Raw genomic sequence first — 19,519 nt, 5'->3', positions numbered from 1 at the left:
TTTTATCAGTGACGTCCAAAAACAGGGCGCTTACGGTCAAATGTCCAGCCAGGGATCAGGTACTGCATCGGCCCGGCATCATTACGCGCGCCGCCCGGCAGTTTTTTATACGCTTCATGCGCCTTGTGGACCTGATCCCAGTCAATCTCCACGCCCAATCCCGGCGCATCCGGTACCGCGATGGTGCCGTTTTTAATTTCCAGCGGATTTTTCGTCAGACGGGCCTCACCCTCCTGCCAAATCCAGTGTGTGTCGATAGCGGTTGGGTGACCCGGTGCCGCCGCGCCAACATGGGTAAACATCGCCAGCGAAATATCGAAATGGTTATTGGAGTGACAACCCCAGGTGAGCCCCCAGTCATCACACAGCTGCGCCACACGCACGGCGCCAGAAAGCGTCCAGAAGTGCGGGTCTGCCAGCGGAATATCGACCGCATTCAGCATGACCGCATGGCCCATTTCACGCCAGTTGGTGGCGATCATGTTCGTAGCGACCGGTAGCCCGGTGGCACGTCGGAATTCCGCCATCACCTCGCGACCCGAGAAGCCTTGTTCAGCCCCAACCGGATCTTCCGCGTAGGTCAGGACATCCCCCAGCCCTTTGCACAGGGCGATAGCCTCATCCAGCAGCCAGGCACCGTTAGGGTCAACGGTAATGCGGGCATCCGGAAAACGTTTCTTGAGCGCACGCGCGGTTTCAATCTCCTGCTCGCCGGGTAATACCCCGCCTTTGAGTTTGAAGTCTTTAAAACCGTAGCGGTCCTGTGCCGCCTCGGCCAGCCGAACCACCGCGTCACTGGAGAGCGCCTCCTGGTGACGCAGGTGATACCACTCATGGTGGCCCGGCGAGTGCGCCAGATAAGGCAGATCGGTTTTTTGCCGATCGCCAACATAAAACAGATAGCCGAGTACCGTCACCGCGTCACGCTGTTTGCCCGGCCCCAGCAGTTCACAGACCGGAACGTTCAGCGCCTTACCGAGCAAATCGAGCAGGGCGGCCTCCAGCGCGGCGACGGCATTGACGCGCAGCTCAAACGTCCAGGCGCCTTTGCCGAAGGTGTCAAAGTCCGCCGACTGGTTGCCTTTGTGAACACGCTGGACCACTTTATTCAGACGGGCGACCTCCTGGCCGACCACCTGCGGAATGGCGTCTGACAGCGTCTGGAAAATTACCTCACCACCCGGCGCTTCCCCAACGCCGGTGTTCCCTGCGCTGTCGGTCAGCACCACGATATTGCGGGTAAACCAGGCGTTATGCGCGCCGCCAATGTTAAGCAGCATGCTGTCCTGGCCGGCCACCGGGATGACCTTCATGTCGGTAATAACCGGGCTCGATTGTGTTGTCATCAGCCACGCTCCGCTACAGGTTTGAGTTCAATGCGTTTGATATCACCCACCAGCACCAGATAGCTCAGGACCGCCACCAGGGCGTGCACACCCACATAAATCAGCGCACCGTTGAATGAGCCCGTGGTCCCGACGATGTAGCCAATGGCAATCGGGGTGACAATCCCGGAGATGTTGCCGAACATGTTAAACAGACCGCCGCTCAGGCCGCTGATCTCTTTTGGCGCGGTATCCGCCATCACTGCCCAGCCCAGCGCACCAATCCCTTTCCCGAAGAAGGCCATCGCCATAAAGCCGATGATCATCCACTCCGCGCTGACGTAGTTACAGAACACCATGGTCATTGAAAGCAACATGCCGAGCACAATTGGCGTTTTACGGGCGATGTTCAGCGAACCGGTACGACGCATCAGCCAGTCGGAAATCACCCCACCCAGTACGCCCCCCACAAAGCCGCAGATAGCCGGTACGGAGGCGACAAAGCCTGCTTTCAGAATCGACATACCGCGTGCCTGCACCAGATAGACCGGGAACCAGGTGATAAAGAAGTAGGTTAAGGCGTTAATGCAGTACTGCCCCAGGTAGATGCCAATCATCATGCGCGAACCGACAAGCTGCTTGATCTGCGCCCATTTCTGGCTCAACGGAACTTTTGCTTTTTGGCTTTTCTGATCCATGTTGATCAGCGCCCCGCCTTCCGCAATGTACTCCAGCTCTTTCTTGTTCACGCCCGGATGTTGGTTCGGCTCGTGGATCACTTTCAGCCAGATAAAGCTGATGACAATCCCCAATCCGCCCATGAAGAAGAAGACGTGTGACCAGCCCACTTCATGCGTCAGCCAGCCCATGATTGGCGCAAAGATCACTGTCGCGAAATACTGGGCAGAGTTAAAAATCGCCACCGCCGTTCCCCTCTCCTGCGCCGGGAACCAGGCGGCCACGATGCGGCTATTACCCGGGAAGGATGGCGCTTCTGCTAACCCCACCAGGAAGCGGAGAGTAAAGAGCGCGACGATAATACCGAAGCCGCTGAAGATATCGACGAAGCCCTGCAACAGGGTAAACATCGACCAGATAAAGATGGACCAGAAGTAGACGCGCTTGGATCCAAAACGATCGAGCAGCCAGCCACCCGGGATCTGACCAATAACATAGGCCCATGAAAATGCGGAGAAAACATACCCCATGCCAACCGGATCAAGCCCAATGTCTTTTGCCATTTCAGAGCCGGCAATCGACAGCGTGGCGCGGTCACCATAGTTAAAGGACGTGACGATAAACAGCATCACCACTATCCAGTAGCGAGCGTTAGTGCGCTTCTCCGCACTGCTCGCCGCGTGGCTTAATGTACTCATTGTTGCACTCCTGAAACATAGCTTTCGCCTGGTTCACTCTGTACAGCACCGGTAGGGTAATCAGAATGAGATTTGTGTTTGTCGTTTTGGTACGGCCTGAAGCCGTTTTATTGTGACCGGGAAAGTATATGAAGGAGTGACACGTTCTCTCACCGTGCAAAAACACAACATTAAGGGGCATGAGAAAGGTTGTTTGTGGCAAAAGCCTAAAAGAATGGAAGATGGTTCACGGAATTGGCGTTTGGTGCGGAAGTTATCGCCGGGTGGCGGCAACGCCTGACCCGGCCTGAATAACCCGCAGGCCCGCGCAAGCGAAGCGCCGCCGGGCAGGATGTTATTTAAGCAGTGTGGCCCAGTTCTCAACCCACGGGTTTGATTCGCTTTCGGGTTCCGGGTGTTCACCGGCGTCAATCAGCAGCATGTCGCCCACGCGCTGGGCGCTCTGTTCCTGCAGGAGTGCGTCGAACTGCTTGCCGCCGCCGCAGAAATTGGCGTAAGAGCTGTCGCCCAGGGCGATGATGCCGTAGTGAACGTCCGGCTGGTAGCCAATATCTTTAATGCCCTGGAAAAGCGGCACGATGCTGTCCGGCAGATCGCCCTGCCCGGTGGTGGAGGTGACCACCAGAATGTATTTATCTTTATACTTTTCCCAGTCTGCCAGTTCCGGGTCTTCATAAACCGTGGCTTTATGACCCTGGCTTGTGAGTATCGCTTCCGCCTCTTCCGCAACCAGCAGCGAGTTGCCGTACATTGTACCGACAAAAATGCCTACTTCAGCCATGATATGTTCCCTAAATTATTGCGCTTGCCGTTCATCCTGAACGTTGCCCGGTACAAACTCAACCCTTTCATTTTTGGGGAGTTGCCCCAGCCAGCCAAACTGTGACAGCGCCTGCATCCAGACATCATCCAGACCCGCATGGATCGTCAGAGGTTTGCCGGTAAACGGATGCGTCAGGCTCAGTTCGCTTGCGTGCAGCATCAGACGATCGCAACCAAAATGTTCAGCCGCACTGCGGTTCTGGCGCAGATCGCCATGCTTGCTGTCACCGATAATCGGATGTCGCAAATGCTTCAGGTGTCGGCGGAGCTGGTGTTTACGCCCGGTTTTGGGCAAAAGCTCAACCAGGCTGTAGCGAGTGGTGGGAAATTTGCTGGTTGCCACCGGCATTTCAGTCGTCGCCATACCGCGATACTCGGTTACCGCAGGTTGCGGACCTTTGTCATCACGGGCAAATTTATCGGCGATTTTGTCCAGCTCTTCCACCAGAGGATAGTCAAGCGTGGCGGCTTCTGTCAGCCAGCCACGCACGATCGCGTGGTAGCGTTTCTGGATCTGATGCTGCTCAAACTGCTGCGCCAGCAGACGACCCGCTTCGCTGGACAATCCCATCAGCAGTACACCGGAGGTGGGTCTGTCCAGGCGATGGGCGGTAAACACATGCTGACCAATCTGGTCGCGCACGGTCTGCATCACAACCACCTTCTCGTCACGATCCAGCCAGCTGCGGTGCACCAGCCATCCCGACGGTTTGTTCACTGCCACCAGCCACTCATCCTGATAGAGGATCTCAAGCGTCATGCGTCATCACCGGCAAACAGCGCATCCAGCTTTTCCAGCTCAGCCAGCATGACAGCACGCGCCGGGTGGGTGGCCTCCAGCGCCATTTCATAGTAAGGCGAGACCGCAAACGCCTGCGGCAGCGGATGTCCCCCCTCCAGCAGCGCATGCATACGGGGAATTAACACCCACTGGAGCCACTCAAACGGTGCCAGCGTATCCAGGCAGAACGGCTGGGTACTTGCGAACGCCTCTGGCTGCGGCGCGGTCTCCTGCCACAGCTGATGTTGGCGCAAAAGAGCTTCGATGGCGTGCAACCGGGCACGAACGCTATCGTGTTGCGTCATAGTAACCTCAACTGAAAAAATGAACGGCGCGCAGCATAGCATTGCAGGCAGCAGAAATAAAAAAAGGGAGCACTGTAAAAACAGTGCTCCCGGTTCGTTTCGCAGCATTCCAGCTACAATTTATGCTCCCTGCTCTTCCGTGACAACTTTTCCTGAAGCCCGAAGGCCTGTTCATCCGTAAACTGTTTGCATCCTGCACACATCGTCCTGATGTGTCTGTTTCATCCTGAAACGTCCTGGCCATCCTGACCCACCGACCATCCTGAGCGGCTCTCGTTCTCCTTCCTGGAGGTGTCCCTTACGCGTCCTGCGTTATCCTTTGCTTCATCCTGAAGCCTTCCTGCAGCGCCATCCTGACGTGTCCTGTGTGAGAAGCGCCATCATCCTGATGTTCGTTTCTCGTGTCGGCGTCCTGTCGACAGAGATAGAATCCGCTATTCCGCTTCGTCTTACAACCCACCCTGTAAGCGTTGTCAGCCTCTGAAAAGCGGGTTTGCTGCGTCAGAATTTTATTAATACTTTGATAATTATCATAATATTTTTCTTAATTACGTAAGGTAATACTGATCGTTGCGGCGATCTCTCACAAACCGTGTAAGAGATCTCTCACACGCGCTGTAGCATGATGGATTACAGAAGCGGCTCAAGTCGGGTAAGGAAATCCGCAAGTGAGGGGGCGAGGGTCTCGCGATTGCGGGTGCCGATTGTCTCTTTGATCACTTCACCAGACAGGTTGCAGACGGAAATAACATCCAGTTCACTGTCCAGCGTGGCAATAAAGAGTGTCGGAGAAAGCTTAAGGCGTTTTTGCGTGACCAGATGACCAATCAGGTTTTCCTGAACACGCTGCAGATCGTCTTCGCTCCAGGTCTGCAACAGCGTCAGCGTTATCTCACCAAAGCGGGCAGGCATATCCCCTGCAAACTGCGTGGTGTAGAACGCGTGAACCGCTGATTGTACCACAATGTCCATTGCCCGTTCAACCGCATTTACATTCTCCTCGACAGACCAGGGCTGCGGCTGCCAGATAACGTAGTCGTCCACCGAAGAGATAATGCAGGGCGAAGGCACACCATAGAGATCAGCACTTTGCGGCCAGGTGCCCTGGGTGTCATGCCATGCGTCGCAGTAACGGGTCGTGAAGGTCTTAAGGGCATTTGCAGTTTCGATATCCACCGATTTCTCTCTTCTGGTAAGACAGGATAAACTCAGCCCTAAGTGTACCTGTAAAGTGACTATGAAACATGTCTTACGAAAATCATCAGGCGTTAAGTGGCTTAACGCTGGGTAAATCGACCGATTACCGCGACACCTACGATGCCAGCCTGCTGCAGGGCGTTCCGCGCAGCCTTAACCGCGATCCTTTAGGGCTGCGTGCAGACGCGCTGCCGTTTGTCGGCGGTGATATCTGGACGCTGTATGAGCTCTCCTGGCTGAATGCTCGCGGTCTGCCGCAGGTGGCGGTAGGCCAGGTTGAGCTGGATCATGCCAGCCTTAACCTGGTGGAATCCAAAAGCTTCAAGCTGTATCTCAACAGTTTTAATCAGACCAAATTCACCAGCCTGGAAGAGGTTCAGCACACGCTGGAGCGTGATTTACGCGCCTGTGCCCAGGGCAACGTGACCGTTGCGCTGTATCGCCTGAATGAACTGGAAGGGCAACCTGTCGCCCATTTTAACGGCACCTGCATTGACGATCAGGATATCGAGGTGGATAACTACGAGTTCAGCGCCGGGTACCTGGAAAATGCGGCAAGCGGGAAGATCGTGGAAGAGACGCTGGTCAGCCATCTGCTGAAGTCCAACTGCCTGATCACCCACCAGCCGGACTGGGGTTCTGTGCAAATCCAGTATCGCGGCCCCAAAATTGACCGGGAAAAGCTGCTGCGCTATCTGGTGTCGTTCCGCCATCACAACGAATTCCACGAGCAGTGCGTGGAGCGCATCTTCAGCGATATTCAGCGCTTCTGCCAGCCAGAAACGCTGAGCGTGTACGCGCGCTACACCCGTCGTGGCGGGCTGGATATTAACCCGTGGCGCACCAATACCGATTTTGTGCCTGCAACGGGCCGACTGGTGCGTCAGTAATATAAATATTTTCACAATATGCGCGGGTAATGCAGCGCTTTAGGTTGTGAAACGTCACGCGGCAGGGCTATTGTAATCAGCAGGGAATGACGATAATCGTCCCATAAGGAGCTCACTTGATTACACATATTAGCCCGCTTGGCTCAATGGATATGTTGTCGCAGCTGGAAGTGGACATGCTTAAACGCACGGCCAGCAGCGATCTTTATCAACTGTTTCGTAACTGTTCACTTGCCGTACTGAACTCCGGAAGCCTGACAGACAACAGTAAAGAACTGTTATCCCGCTTCGAAAGCTTTGATATCAACGTGCTGCGCCGCGAGCGCGGCGTAAAACTTGAAGTGATCAACCCGCCGGAAGAGGCCTTCGTCGACGGGCGGATTATTCGTTCCCTGCAGGCCAACCTGTTTGCCGTGCTGCGTGACATCCTGTTTGTTAACGGGCAGATCCACAACGCGGGCCGCTTCCAGCATCTTGACCTGGAAAGCTCGGTTCATATCACCAACCTGGTGTTTTCTATTCTGCGTAACGCCCGTGCCCTGCACGTTGGCGAAGCACCGAATATGGTCGTCTGCTGGGGCGGTCACTCCATTAACGAAACCGAATACCTGTACGCCCGTCGGGTGGGTACCCAGCTCGGTCTGCGTGAGCTGAATATCTGCACCGGCTGTGGCCCAGGCGCGATGGAAGCGCCAATGAAAGGTGCCGCCGTGGGTCATGCCCAGCAGCGTTATAAAGAGGGGCGCTTTATCGGCATGACCGAGCCGTCGATCATCGCCGCTGAGCCACCTAACCCGCTGGTCAACGAGCTGATTATCATGCCGGATATCGAAAAGCGTCTGGAAGCGTTTGTCCGTATCGCTCACGGCATCATCATCTTCCCGGGCGGCGTGGGTACGGCAGAGGAGCTGCTCTATCTGCTGGGGATCCTGATGAACCCGGCCAACAAAGATCAGGTTCTGCCGCTGATCCTGACCGGGCCGAAAGAGAGTGCCGACTACTTCCGCGTGCTGGACGAGTTTATCGTGCATACGCTGGGTGAAGCCGCGCGTCGTCACTATCGCATTATCATTGACGATGCAGCAGAAGTGGCGCGTCAGATGAAAAAAGCGATGCCGCTGGTGAAAGAGAACCGTCGTGATACCGGTGATGCCTACAGCTTTAACTGGTCAATCCGTATTGCGCCGGATCTGCAGATCCCGTTCGAGCCTTCGCATGAGAATATGGCGAACCTGAAACTCTATCCTGACCAGCCGGTAGAAGTGCTGGCCGCCGACCTGCGACGCGCCTTCTCGGGCATTGTGGCGGGTAACGTGAAAGAGGTGGGGATCCGCGCCATCGAGCAGTTTGGCCCGTATAAGATCCACGGTGACCCGGAGATGATGCGCCGCATGGACGACATGCTGCAAGGCTTTGTCGCCCAACACCGTATGAAGCTGCCGGGCTCGGCTTATATTCCTTGCTACGAAATCTGCACATAAGGCGTTAATCGTTCTTCTGAGGGCCGGGGCGCGTTCTGTCGTTACCCGGCCTTTTTTTCGCATCAATTCATAGTTATCGCTTATAGAATTTATAAACTGCACGCCAACGCAAACGATTACCTGGATTTTAAAACCATAAATTATCAGCTTTAAAGCAAATTACTCATCAGAAAATCCTAAAACCCACCATCTTTACAGCGCAAGACACCTATCTTCGGGGCCGCTCTTTCCGGACATATGTTGTTAATGGTAGCCTTCGCGCCCGTAAATTCTCTTTGATGTTTTTTTAACAGAGAAATGGTCTAAATATACCCACATCATGAGTGGATTATTGCATTTGGGATCGCGATCACTGATACATTCATAAGTAGAATGTATCTTTCCGCCCGCCAATAGTTACGGGTGAAAATTATTAAAAAACCGTCACTGAACGAATTTCATATTACCGTCAGGCATTTTTTCATCGGATTTGACTACAAACCTGACAATTTGCTTCCTCCAGGAGATACAGATGGAAACCACTCAAACCAGCACCGTTGCTTCGATTGAATCCCGAAGTGGTTGGCGCAAAACGGATACCATGTGGATGCTTGGCCTTTACGGCACAGCAATCGGCGCTGGTGTACTGTTCCTTCCTATCAACGCAGGCGTCGGCGGTCTGATCCCGCTGATCATTATGGCCATCATCGCGTTCCCGATGACCTTCTTCGCACACCGCGGTCTGACCCGCTTCGTGCTGTCCGGTAAAAACCCGGGCGAAGACATCACTGAAGTGGTTGAAGAGCATTTCGGCGTTGGCGCAGGGAAACTGATTACCCTGCTCTACTTCTTCGCCATTTACCCGATTCTGCTGGTTTACAGCGTGGCGATCACCAACACCGTTGAAAGCTTCATGACGCACCAGCTGCAGATGACGCCGCCACCGCGTGCCATTCTGTCCCTGATCCTGATCGTCGGTATGATGACCATCGTGCGCTTCGGCGAGCAGATGATCGTTAAAGCGATGAGCGTCCTGGTGTTCCCGTTTGTTGCCGCACTGATGGTGCTGGCCTGCTACCTGATCCCACAGTGGAACGGTGCGGCGCTGGAAACCCTCTCCCTGAGCAGCGCATCTGCAACCGGTAACGGCCTGATGATGACCCTGTGGCTGGCGATTCCGGTAATGGTCTTCTCCTTTAACCACTCCCCGATCATCTCTTCCTTCGCCGTGGCGAAGCGTGAAGAGTACGGCGCAGGCGCAGAGAAGAAGTGCTCCAGCATCCTGGCACGTGCACACATCATGATGGTGCTGACCGTAATGTTCTTCGTCTTCAGCTGCGTACTGAGCCTCTCCCCGGCGGACCTGGCAGCAGCGAAAGAGCAGAACATCTCCATTCTGTCTTACTTGGCGAACCACTTTAACGCACCGATTATTGCGTGGATGGCACCGATCATCGCCATTATCGCCATCACCAAATCCTTCCTCGGCCACTACCTGGGCGCACGTGAAGGTTTTAACGGTATGGTGATCAAATCTCTGCGCGGTAAAGGCAAGAGCATTGAAATCAGCAAGCTGAACAAAATCACTGCACTGTTCATGCTGCTTACCACCTGGGCCGTTGCTACGCTGAACCCAAGCATCCTGGGCATGATTGAAACCCTGGGCGGTCCGGTTATCGCGATGATTTTGTTCCTGATGCCGATGTACGCAATTCAGAAAGTCCCTGCTATGCGTAAGTACAGCGGTCATGTGAGCAACATCTTTGTGGTTATCATGGGGCTTATCGCTATCTCTGCGATCTTCTACTCCCTGTACACCATGTTCTGATTATCACCCGCGCCGTCCCCGGACGGCGCACTCCTTCCTCTCTGACTGAAAGCAATGGACGCATCATGATTAGCGTATTCGATATCTTCAAAATCGGTATTGGTCCTTCCAGCTCTCACACTGTCGGACCAATGAAAGCCGGTAAGCAGTTCACGGATGACTTGATTGCACGCGGCATCTTGCACGACATCACCCGCGTGGTTGTCGATGTGTACGGCTCGCTTTCCCTGACCGGAAAAGGCCACCATACCGATATCGCCATTATCATGGGCCTGGCGGGAAACCTGCCGGATACCGTTGATATTGATGCGATCCCTGGCTTCATCCAGGACGTAAACACCCACGGTCGCCTGCTGCTGGCAAACGGCGAACACGAAGTGGAATTCCCGGTTGACCATTGCATGAATTTCCATGCGGACAACCTGTCGCTGCACGAAAACGGCATGCGCATTACCGCGCTGGCCGGCGACACTGCGGTTTACAGCCAGACCTATTACTCTATCGGCGGCGGGTTTATTGTCGACGAAGACCACTTTGGTCAAACCAGCACCTCATCTGTTGACGTGCCGTATCCGTACAAAACTGCGGCCGATCTCCAGCGTCACTGTCAGGAGACGGGGCTTTCCCTCTCCGGTCTGATGATGAAAAACGAGCTGGCCCTGCACAGCAAAGCGGAGCTGGAACAGCACTTTGCTAACGTCTGGGAGGTGATGCGCGGCGGGATTGAACGCGGGATCACCACCGAAGGCGTTCTGCCCGGTAAGCTTCGCGTACCGCGTCGTGCGGCCGCGCTGCGCCGTATGCTGGTGAGCACCGATAAAACGACCACCGACCCAATGGCCGTCGTAGACTGGATCAACATGTTCGCCCTGGCGGTGAACGAAGAGAACGCCGCAGGGGGCCGCGTGGTCACGGCGCCAACCAACGGCGCCTGCGGTATCGTTCCGGCCGTACTGGCGTACTACGACAAGTTTATCCGTGAAGTGAACGCCAACTCGCTGGCGCGCTACCTGCTGGTCGCCAGTGCGATTGGTTCTCTGTATAAGATGAACGCCTCCATTTCCGGCGCGGAAGTGGGCTGTCAGGGTGAAGTGGGCGTGGCCTGTTCCATGGCCGCTGCGGGTCTGGCAGAGCTGTTAGGCGCAAGCCCGGCGCAGGTCTGCATCGCCGCCGAAATCGGCATGGAGCATAACCTGGGGCTGACCTGTGACCCGGTTGCCGGACAGGTTCAGGTGCCGTGTATCGAACGTAACGCGATCGCCTCCGTGAAGGCAGTGAACGCCGCACGTATGGCGCTGCGCCGCACCAGCGAGCCACGCGTCTGCCTCGATAAGGTTATCGAAACCATGTACGAAACCGGTAAAGATATGAACGCCAAATACCGTGAAACCTCTCGCGGTGGTCTGGCAATGAAGATCGTGACCTGCGATTAAGCCTCTCAGGAAGCCTCGTTTTGCGAGGCTTCTTCCTGTTTTCCCCGCCGCGCATAGTTTCATACCGCTGACAGTGTTACCCTTCCTTCATGAGATAGAAGGGAGATTATCTGTGGCTGTTCATTTGCTTATCGTCGACGCGCTCAACCTGATTCGCCGGATCCATGCAGTGCAAGGCACGCCCTGTAAGGACACCTGTTTGCACGCGCTGGAGCAACTTATTCGCCACAGCGAACCGACGCATGTCGTGGCCGTATTTGATGACGAGGCGCGTAATTCCGGCTGGCGACATCAGCGTTTGCCAGACTATAAAGCCGGACGGGCCCCCATGCCGGACGATTTGCATTCAGAAATGCCGATGATTCGCTCGGCATTCGAAAAGCGCGGCGTGCCCTGCTGGGGCGCCCAGGGCAATGAAGCGGACGATCTCGCGGCGACGCTTGCGGTCAAAGTGGCCAGCGCCGGGCATCAGGCAACCATTGTGTCGACGGATAAAGGCTACTGCCAGCTGCTCTCACCCACTATCCGCATTCGTGATTACTTCCAGAAACGCTGGCTCGACGCCCCGTTTATTGCCAGTGAATTTGGCGTCTCGCCTGAGCAACTTCCTGACTACTGGGGGCTGGCGGGGATCAGCAGCTCTAAAGTGCCGGGCGTTGCCGGTATTGGGCCAAAAAGCGCCGCACAGTTGCTGACGGATTTTCAGAACCTGGAAGGGATCTACGCCCGGCTCGACGAAGTTCCGGAAAAATGGCGTAAGAAGCTGGAGGCCCATAAAGAAATGGCCTTTATCTGCCGGGATGTGGCGACGTTACAGACGGATTTACAGCTGGACGGGAATTTGCAGCAGTTGAGATTAGAGCGTTAAGCGTCCCCTCTCCCCGTTGAGGAGAGGGTTAGGTTGAGGGGCCTATCGCTCGTCGCGACGCCCGCCCACGGCCGCCCACCAGCGACGAATATGCACCGTCACCTCTTCGCGATCGTGATACAGCTGACGCGCCTGGATCTCCACGTTAATGCCGTGTTCATCCAGTTGCTGCTGAATATAGGCCAGGTTCTGAGAGACCTCCTCATAGCGTTTTTTCATTGGCAGCTTGAGGTTAAAAATCGTCTCACGGCACCAGCCGTTCACCAGCCAGGAGGCCATCAGCGCCGCCACTTTCGCTGGTTTTTCCACCATATCGCACACCATCCAGGAGATGTTATTGCGGGTTGGACGATAGCGGAAACCGTCTTCACGCAGCCACGTGACCTGCCCGGTGTCCATCAGGCTTTGCGCCATCGGGCCGTTATCAACAGACGACACCCACATGTTGCGTTTCACCAGCTGATAGGTCCAGCCACCTGGGCACGCGCCGAGATCGACCGCGTACATGCCGTTGGCCAGACGCTCATCCCACTCATCCGCCGGAATAAAGACGTGAAACGCCTCCTCCAGCTTCAGGGTTGAACGGCTCGGCGCATCAGCCGGGAACTTCAGGCGTGGGATCCCCATAAAGAACGGAGAGTTGTTGTTGGTATAAGAGTAACCGGCGTAGCAGCAGCCCGGGGCAATAAAGAAGATATGCACGACCGGACGTTTTGGCGTTTCGTAGTTTGTCAGCACGCCGGCATCACGCAGCGCCGCGCGCAGCGGTACGGTGAACTTACGGCAGAACTTCATCAGCTCTTTGCTTTCGTTGGTGTCGGCCACTTCAACGCGCAAATCGCCCCCCTTCTCGACCACGCCCTGCAGCATGCCCACAATCGGGGTGATGCGATCTTCTGGCGGGAGATCTTTCAGCAGCTCACCCGCGACGAACATCTGGCGCGCAAAGATCAGTGAACTGAACGGCAGCTCGCGTGCCAGCTTATCCGCATCGTCAGGCTGGTAGCATTCGAACACCACATAGCCCGCATTATCCTTAACGCGCGCAAAACCGAAAACTTCTCGCTTCGCCGCTTTATCCGTAATTTCCGCGGCGCACTCTTTCTCAAACCCCGGGCGACAATATAAAACAACCTTATTCATGAACAACGCCCTTGCGTTTCAGACGGATAGCTCCGATAAACATTAATACCCACCCTGCCAGGAAGCTAACGCCGCCGACAGGTGTAACAAACGCCCACAGGCGCAAATGCGAGAGCGCAAGGCAGTAAAGGCTGCCGCTGAACAGCACCGTACCCAGCGCCAGGAAAACGCTGCTCCAGTAAAACCAGATGCTGATGCGGCGCTGCATCGCTACCGCCAGCCCAAAAATAGCCAGCGTATGGAACGCCTGGTATTCAAGGCCGGTCTGGATCCAGCCCATCTCCACCACACCCAAAGACTTGCTTAAGACATGTGCGCCAAACGCGCCCAGTGCAACAAAAATAAAGCCACTCACCGCGGCAAAAATCAGCATGAATCGGCTGGTCATGTTTCAGTCCTAAAGTAATGCGTGCCCGGCACACAAAAGTTATTGTTCATACCTGAAGCGGAATTTTTCTTGCTCGCTCGCCGCTTTCGCCAGTATCCACTGCCGGAAAGCGGCTATTTTACCCAGTTCTGCCTGACTGTCATGACAAACCAGATAAAACGCATTCTTGCTGACCAGTACATCATTAAAAGGGCAAACCAGACGGCCGGCCTCAATTTCGGACTGCGCCATGACGTTGTTCGCCAACGCAATGCCCTGTCCGTGAATGGCAGCCTGTAGCACCATCGCACTGTGGCTAAAGATGGGGCCCTGCTGCACGTTTATATGATTAAGACCTAATTGACGGGTATAAGTTTGCCAGTCGCGGCGAGAAGCATCGTGTAACAACGTATGTTGTGCCAGATCGGCGGGCGTTTTTAACGCTTTATCGCCTGTCAAAAGCAGCGGTGAACAGACTGGCAGCAGATATTCTGCGTATAATTTCTCGACACGCAAGCCCGGCCAGTTACCACGCCCATAAAAAATGGCAACGTCCACATCGTCCGCCAGTTTGTCTTCCTGACGATCCACCGCCTGGATCCTGACATCAATTCCCGGATAAGCTGAGTTAAAGCTTGAGAGTCTGGGCACCAGCCACTGAATGGCAAAACTGGGCAATAAACTGACCGTCAGTGCGCCTTTTGCACTCCTGGCCTGCAGCTTGCGCGTGGCTTCCGTGAGCTGGGAAAAAATCTCTTTAATATCCTGAAAATAGCTCTGCCCCTCTTCCGTCAGCAACAGCGAACGGTTGCGTCGGCGAAACAGCTTGAGGCCCAGAAAATCCTCCAGGGACTTGATTTGGTGACTTACTGCGGCCTGTGTCACAAAAAGCTCATCTGCTGCGCGGGTGAAGCTTAGATGACGTGCTGCTGCATCAAAAACACGTAATGCATTTAGGGGTGGCAATCGCTTGGACATGGTTATCTGGCTTAGATGTTAACGAGATTTAACAAACAGGAAACAACGTTTAACCTATTAGTTTTTTTTATCTGAGCCATTATAATTTGTCCGTTGAGGAACTACCAGCAAATACCTATAGTGGCGGCACTTCCTGAGCCGGAACGAGAAGCTTTTTTTGGAATGCGTGTTCTGAAGAGCTTTTGGCTTACGGTTGTGATGTTGTGTTGTTGTGTTTGCAATTGGTCTGCGATTCAGACCACGGTAGCAACGCTACCAATTTTTCACTTCCTGTACATTTACCCTGTCTGTCCATAGTGATTAATGTAGCACCGCCAATTTGCGGTGCTTTTTTTTGCTTAGCGATCTGTTAATGCTCGATCTCTTTCATCTCTTTCACGTCCGTGCGGTTGATCTGCTGCTTGTTCCCGTTAGCATCTTTGTATGAAATCATCCCGGTATCGTTATCGGTTGTCGGTTTCCCTTCCGAAACAATGGAACGACCATCGTTAGTGTGCATGACGTAGTTGTTACCAGAACAGGCGCTCAGGGCAAAAGTAAACGCACAGGCAGAAATGATTGCAGCTGTCTTATTCATGATTCTTCTCCTTTAGCAATTAATGCTATTCAAACCTCGATTTATAACAGGCTAAAACATCCGCCTAACACTATTTAGCATAACCTGCTTTTTCAGGGGCGTTGGGATAAGCAGACAATTCTGATAGATATCAACCTCCTTGCCCTGCCGCTGAAATTGCGCGACGATCTCAGTAATGCAATGAGGAATTCCATGAACGCTTTCAGTCCTGCGCAGTTTCGCGCACAGTTTCCGGCGCTGGCCGATGCCGGTATTTATCTCGATAGCGCTGCCACAGCCTTAAAGCCGCAGGCGGTTATTGAGGCAACGCAGCAGTTTTATAGCCTGAGCGCAGGCAATGTGCATCGTAGCCAGTTTGCCGAGGCCCAGCGCTTAACCGCACGCTACGAAGCGGCACGCGATCAGGTTGCTCGTCTGCTCAATGCCGAAAGCGGGAAAAACATCGTCTGGACGCGGGGTACCACCGAAGCCATAAACATGGTGGCCCAGTGTTATGCCCGCCCACTGCTTCAGCCCGGAGACGAGATCATCGTCAGTGAAGCGGAACATCACGCCAACCTGGTCCCATGGCTGATGGTGGCAGAGCAAACAGGGGCACGGGTGGTGAAGCTCCCGCTGGGGACAGATTACCTGCCGGACGTAGCACAGTTACCGGAGCTGATTACACCGCGCAGCCGCATTCTGGCGCTTGGACAGATGTCCAACGTCACCGGTGGCTGCCCGGATTTGGCGCAGGCTATCCGCATCGCGCATGCCAACGGCATCATAGTGATGGTTGACGGCGCGCAGGGCGTGGTCCATTTCCCGGCCGATGTGCAAAAACTGGATATCGATTTTTATGCCTTCTCAGGGCATAAGCTCTACGGACCAACCGGTATCGGGGCGCTGTACGGTAAGCCTGAGCTGCTGGCAAAAATGACGCCGTGGCTCGGTGGCGGCAAGATGATCGCGGAAGTCTCTTTCGAGGGCTTTAAAACCCAGGACGTCCCTTACCGGCTGGAAGCGGGTACGCCAAACGTGGCGGGCGTCATTGGCCTGAGCGCCGCACTCGAATGGCTCGCCGAAACGGACATTGTCCAGGCGGAGAGCTGGAGCCGGGGTCTGGCGACGCTGGCTGAAGAGGAGCTTAAAAAACGCCCTGGCTTCCGTTCGTTCCGCGTGCAGGATTCAAGCCTGGTAGCCTTTGATTTTGCGGGCGTACACCATAGCGACATGGTGACCCTGCTGGCAGGATATGGCATTGCGCTGCGTGCCGGGCAGCACTGTGCCCAGCCGCTGCTGGCAGCGCTTGGCGTGAGTGGTACACTGCGCGCCTCGTTTGCACCTTACAATACCCAAAGCGATGTCGACGCGCTGATTTCCGCGGTTGACCACGCCCTTGAACTCCTGGTGGATTAATGACTAGCTCAGCTTTAGCCGGACATCCGTTTGGCACAGTGATCACAGAAGAAACGTTAAAACAGACCTTCGCGCCGCTCACACAATGGGAAGATAAATATCGTCAACTGATCCTGCTGGGTAAGCAGCTTCCGGCCCTTTCTGACGATCTCAAAGCGCAGGCAAAAGAGATCGCGGGCTGTGAAAACCGCGTCTGGCTTGGGTTCAGCGTATCCGGTGAGAAACTGCATTTCTTTGGCGACAGCGAAGGACGTATCGTTCGCGGTCTGCTGGCGGTGCTGTTAACCGCCATCGAAGGGAAAAGCGCGGCGACGCTACTGGCGCACTCGCCGCTGGCTCTGTTCGATGAGTTAGGGCTGCGCGCGCAGCTAAGCGCCTCGCGCGGTCAGGGCCTGGTCGCCCTTAGCGAAGCGGTGCAGGATGCCGCCCGTCAGGCTCAGGCCTGACGTTCCGCCTTCGCCATCATCTTTTTCAGTGCGTGAGACACCGCCACAAAGCCAAAAGAGGCGGTCACCATAGTGGCCGCGCCAAATCCTGAGGCGCAATCCATCCTTTTTGGCCCTTCCGCCGTGCTTTTCATTGCACACACCGAGCCGTCCGCCTGCGGATACACTAGCGCTTCAGTCGAGAAAACACAGTCGACGCCCAGCTTGCCCTTGCTGTTTTTCACCACGTTAAAATCGCTTTTCAGACGTTCACGCAGCTTGGCCGCCAGCGGATCCTGAATGGTTTTAGCCAGATCGGCCACCTGGATCTGTGTGGGATCGATTTGTCCGCCTGCGCCACCGGTGGTCACCAGTGGCACCTTGTAACGACGACAGTACGCAATAAGCGCCGCTTTTGGACGCACGCTATCGATCGCGTCAATCACGTAGCTGTAGCCTTTACTCATATAGTCTGCGACATTATCCGCCGTCACAAAATCATCAATCACCGTGACCCGACATTCCGGGTTGATCAGGCGGATACGCTCTGCCATGACCTCAGATTTTGCCAGGCCGACGTTGTCACGCAGGGCATGGATTTGACGGTTGGTGTTGGTGACGCACACGTCATCCATATCAATCAGCGTGATTGCGCCAATACCGGTTCTCGCCAGCGCTTCTGCCGCCCACGAGCCCACACCACCAATGCCCACGACGCAGACATGCGCATCCGCAAACAGCTGCAGGGCTTTTTCACCATAGAGACGTGCCGTACCGCCAAAACGCTGGCGCCAGGCGTCGCTGATTACCACAGACATAAAACCTCAGATGTAAAAAGGGTGAGGTTTTTCCTCACCCTGAACAGTAATCCGTATTCCGCTCAGAATACCATAATCAGCCGCTGAATACGTTTCCGGTGCCAGGCGCTGTCTTCAGTACCCATACGCGACCATAGTGGTTATACCAGCCCGCCCGGTGACCGGCATCCGGACCAATTCCCTGATAAATATCGAAGTGCTGGCCTTTAATCGCGCCACCAACGTCCAGTGCCACCATCAGACGTAGCTCGTACTGGCCGTTAAATTTACCGTTATTATCCAGCAGCGGCACTTCTGCCAGCAGCGTGGTGCCCGCAGGAATGATGGAACGATCCGATGCTACCGACGCACGGCCAATCAGCGGCACGGCGCTCGCCCCTTTCACCGGCGCAAAGTTTTGCGGTTTGAAGAAGACGAACGACGGGTTCTGCTCCAGCAGCTCGCGTACCTCGGCTTCACTGTGTTTTTCGCCCCACTCGCGGATCGCCTGCATCGACATAACTTCTTTTTTCACTTCGCCACGGTCGATCAGCACTTTACCAATGCTGCGATAGGCATGGCCGTTTTTACCGGCGTAGCTAAAGAAGTTCAGCGGAGAACCGTCACCAAAATCGATGTAGCCGCTGCCCTGAACGTCCATGATGAAGTTATCCATCAGGGAGTTGCTGTAAGCCAGGACGTAGTTTTCGCTAAGCGCACCGGCGTAGATCTCCGCACGGGACGGCAGGCGACCACGTTTTGGCGGCATACGATAAATAGGATACTGGAATTCGCCCTGACGCGTATGTCGCGCCTGGATAACCGGGGTGTAATAGCCGGTAAACTGCACGTTGCCGTAGTTGTCCGCCCCTTCCATCTGCCAGGCGTCGATACCAAACTGGCGCATATTGCGCGTATCGCCGCCCGCGCGCAGCCAGTCCTGCACCGCGTTATAGACGCTACTCTGGGCACCATACAGGCGCGGCGACGCATTGCGGATCTGGTAAACCTGCTCGGAGAAATCACCGGCGTTGATCGGTGCGCCGACAGCATCCGGCTGGTTAACTAAAGAGAAAGGCTGGGATAACTTCCCGTCTTTATACTGTTGACCGCGATCGGTCGGTTTAGAAGAACAGGCCGCAAGAATGGCTACCATTGCGCCCGTGATCAGATACTTTGCCCAACGTCCTTTCATTATATCTCGTCTTTAAGTTGCCCATTTCCGCGTGATGAAGATAACAAACCCACTGTTCTAATGAAACGGAATCACATGCCCTTTGGCAAATTCTGAGCAAAAAATAGTCCAAAGGTTTCAGCGTCGTTCAATTTACATACAAAATTAATGAATTATGTGAAAAAGGGGTTGCATCACAAACCTAACCGAGTATAGTGCGCTTCCACGGACGCGGGGTGGAGCAGCCTGGTAGCTCGTCGGGCTCATAACCCGAAGGTCGTCGGTTCAAATCCGGCCCCCGCAACCAATTAAAATTTGATGAAGTATAAGCAGTACGGTGACGCGGGGTGGAGCAGCCTGGTAGCACGTCGGGCT

The 19,519-nt window shown here is 54.9% G+C and carries 19 protein-coding genes and 1 tRNA gene; 8 read left to right on the top strand and 12 right to left on the bottom strand.

Going from position 1 to position 19,519, the window contains the following annotated elements; genetic code table 11:
- Positions 1 to 5: 5 nt before the first annotated feature.
- The 6 genes from APU11_RS05780 to syd form a co-directional block, all read right to left on the bottom strand.
- Positions 6 to 1,346, bottom strand: a complete 1,341-nt coding sequence (locus APU11_RS05780; protein ID WP_038420508.1) for an enolase C-terminal domain-like protein — start codon at positions 1,344 to 1,346, stop codon at positions 6 to 8.
- Positions 1,346 to 2,701: a galactarate/glucarate/glycerate transporter GudP gene (gene gudP, locus APU11_RS05775; RefSeq protein ID WP_013098524.1), complete on the bottom strand. Its 1,356-nt coding sequence runs from the start codon at positions 2,699 to 2,701 to the stop codon at positions 1,346 to 1,348. The genes APU11_RS05780 and gudP overlap by 1 nt, the downstream gene beginning before the upstream one ends.
- A 334-nt stretch (positions 2,702 to 3,035) precedes the next feature.
- Complete coding sequence (locus APU11_RS05770) at positions 3,036 to 3,482, bottom strand: flavodoxin (protein ID WP_013098525.1); 447 nt, start codon at positions 3,480 to 3,482, stop codon at positions 3,036 to 3,038.
- Positions 3,483 to 3,497: 15 nt separating this feature from the next.
- Entirely contained in the window at positions 3,498 to 4,283 is a 786-nt protein-coding gene (gene truC / locus APU11_RS05765) for a tRNA pseudouridine(65) synthase TruC (RefSeq protein ID WP_013098526.1), read from the bottom strand.
- Positions 4,280 to 4,609: a YqcC family protein gene (locus APU11_RS05760; RefSeq protein WP_013098527.1), complete on the bottom strand. Its 330-nt coding sequence runs from the start codon at positions 4,607 to 4,609 to the stop codon at positions 4,280 to 4,282. Before APU11_RS05760 ends, truC begins: the two co-directional genes overlap by 4 nt.
- Before the next feature lie 630 nt (positions 4,610 to 5,239).
- Positions 5,240 to 5,785 carry a SecY-interacting protein gene (syd, locus tag APU11_RS05755; protein WP_058650448.1) on the bottom strand — a complete coding sequence of 182 codons (546 nt, stop codon included), beginning with the start codon at positions 5,783 to 5,785 and terminating at the stop codon, positions 5,240 to 5,242.
- Between the two features lie 68 nt (positions 5,786 to 5,853).
- On the opposite strand from syd, the gene queF reads away from it, so the two are divergent.
- The 5 genes from queF (at position 5,854) to xni (ending at position 12,285) form a co-directional block, all read left to right on the top strand.
- The gene (queF, locus tag APU11_RS05750) at positions 5,854 to 6,696 is read left to right on the top strand and encodes an NADPH-dependent 7-cyano-7-deazaguanine reductase QueF (protein ID WP_013098529.1); all 843 of its coding nucleotides are present in this window, start codon (positions 5,854 to 5,856) and stop codon (positions 6,694 to 6,696) included.
- A 116-nt stretch (positions 6,697 to 6,812) separates the two neighbouring features.
- The gene (ppnN, locus tag APU11_RS05745; RefSeq protein WP_013098530.1) at positions 6,813 to 8,177 is read left to right on the top strand and encodes a nucleotide 5'-monophosphate nucleosidase PpnN; all 1,365 of its coding nucleotides are present in this window, start codon (positions 6,813 to 6,815) and stop codon (positions 8,175 to 8,177) included.
- Positions 8,178 to 8,688: 511 nt separating this feature from the next.
- The gene (locus APU11_RS05740) at positions 8,689 to 9,984 is read left to right on the top strand and encodes an HAAAP family serine/threonine permease (protein ID WP_013098531.1); all 1,296 of its coding nucleotides are present in this window, start codon (positions 8,689 to 8,691) and stop codon (positions 9,982 to 9,984) included.
- 65 nt (positions 9,985 to 10,049) lie between these two features.
- Positions 10,050 to 11,417: an L-serine ammonia-lyase gene (locus APU11_RS05735; RefSeq protein ID WP_020689323.1), complete on the top strand. Its 1,368-nt coding sequence runs from the start codon at positions 10,050 to 10,052 to the stop codon at positions 11,415 to 11,417.
- A gap of 112 nt (positions 11,418 to 11,529) precedes the next feature.
- Positions 11,530 to 12,285 carry a flap endonuclease Xni gene (gene xni / locus APU11_RS05730; RefSeq protein WP_044157526.1) on the top strand — a complete coding sequence of 252 codons (756 nt, stop codon included), beginning with the start codon at positions 11,530 to 11,532 and terminating at the stop codon, positions 12,283 to 12,285.
- 42 nt (positions 12,286 to 12,327) lie between these two features.
- On the opposite strand, the gene rlmM is transcribed toward xni, so the two are convergent.
- The 4 genes from rlmM to APU11_RS05710 all read right to left on the bottom strand — a co-directional run bounded on the left by rlmM (position 12,328) and on the right by APU11_RS05710 (position 15,350).
- Positions 12,328 to 13,428 (bottom strand): 23S rRNA (cytidine(2498)-2'-O)-methyltransferase RlmM, encoded by a 1,101-nt coding sequence (gene rlmM, locus APU11_RS05725; RefSeq protein ID WP_013098534.1) that lies wholly within the window; start codon positions 13,426 to 13,428, stop codon positions 12,328 to 12,330.
- A complete protein-coding gene (locus APU11_RS05720; protein WP_003862756.1) occupies positions 13,421 to 13,816 on the bottom strand; it encodes a DUF423 domain-containing protein in 396 nt (131 codons plus the stop codon). The genes rlmM and APU11_RS05720 overlap by 8 nt, the downstream gene beginning before the upstream one ends.
- 39 nt (positions 13,817 to 13,855) lie before the next feature.
- A complete protein-coding gene (gene gcvA, locus APU11_RS05715) occupies positions 13,856 to 14,773 on the bottom strand; it encodes a glycine cleavage system transcriptional regulator GcvA (protein ID WP_023622031.1) in 918 nt (305 codons plus the stop codon).
- A 349-nt stretch (positions 14,774 to 15,122) separates the two neighbouring features.
- Complete coding sequence (locus APU11_RS05710) at positions 15,123 to 15,350, bottom strand: YgdI/YgdR family lipoprotein (RefSeq protein ID WP_008499648.1); 228 nt, start codon at positions 15,348 to 15,350, stop codon at positions 15,123 to 15,125.
- Between the two features lie 192 nt (positions 15,351 to 15,542).
- Between APU11_RS05710 and csdA the strand changes: the two genes are divergently transcribed.
- Positions 15,543 to 16,748, top strand: coding sequence for a cysteine desulfurase CsdA (gene csdA, locus APU11_RS05705; RefSeq protein ID WP_058650447.1), 1,206 nt, complete (start codon positions 15,543 to 15,545; stop codon positions 16,746 to 16,748).
- On the top strand, positions 16,748 to 17,194 hold the full coding sequence (gene csdE, locus APU11_RS05700) for a cysteine desulfurase sulfur acceptor subunit CsdE (RefSeq protein ID WP_023622033.1): 447 nt from the start codon (positions 16,748 to 16,750) through the stop codon (positions 17,192 to 17,194). The genes csdA and csdE overlap by 1 nt, the downstream gene beginning before the upstream one ends.
- Here csdE and tcdA read toward each other — a convergent pair.
- Complete coding sequence (gene tcdA / locus APU11_RS05695) at positions 17,185 to 17,991, bottom strand: tRNA cyclic N6-threonylcarbamoyladenosine(37) synthase TcdA (RefSeq protein ID WP_014833111.1); 807 nt, start codon at positions 17,989 to 17,991, stop codon at positions 17,185 to 17,187. The two genes, csdE and tcdA, sit on opposite strands and share 10 nt — an antisense overlap.
- A 76-nt stretch (positions 17,992 to 18,067) precedes the next feature.
- Positions 18,068 to 19,165, bottom strand: coding sequence for a murein transglycosylase A (gene mltA / locus APU11_RS05690; protein WP_060578363.1), 1,098 nt, complete (start codon positions 19,163 to 19,165; stop codon positions 18,068 to 18,070).
- Positions 19,166 to 19,374: 209 nt separating this feature from the next.
- On the opposite strand from mltA, the gene APU11_RS05685 reads away from it, so the two are divergent.
- Positions 19,375 to 19,451 (top strand) — tRNA-Met (locus tag APU11_RS05685).
- The last annotated feature ends 68 nt before the right edge of the window (positions 19,452 to 19,519 follow it).

The organism is Enterobacter sp. 50793107 (assembly GCF_001463365.1).
GTDB lineage: Bacteria > Pseudomonadota > Gammaproteobacteria > Enterobacterales > Enterobacteriaceae > Enterobacter > Enterobacter cloacae.
This window is presented reverse-complemented; position numbering and strand designations above follow the sequence as displayed.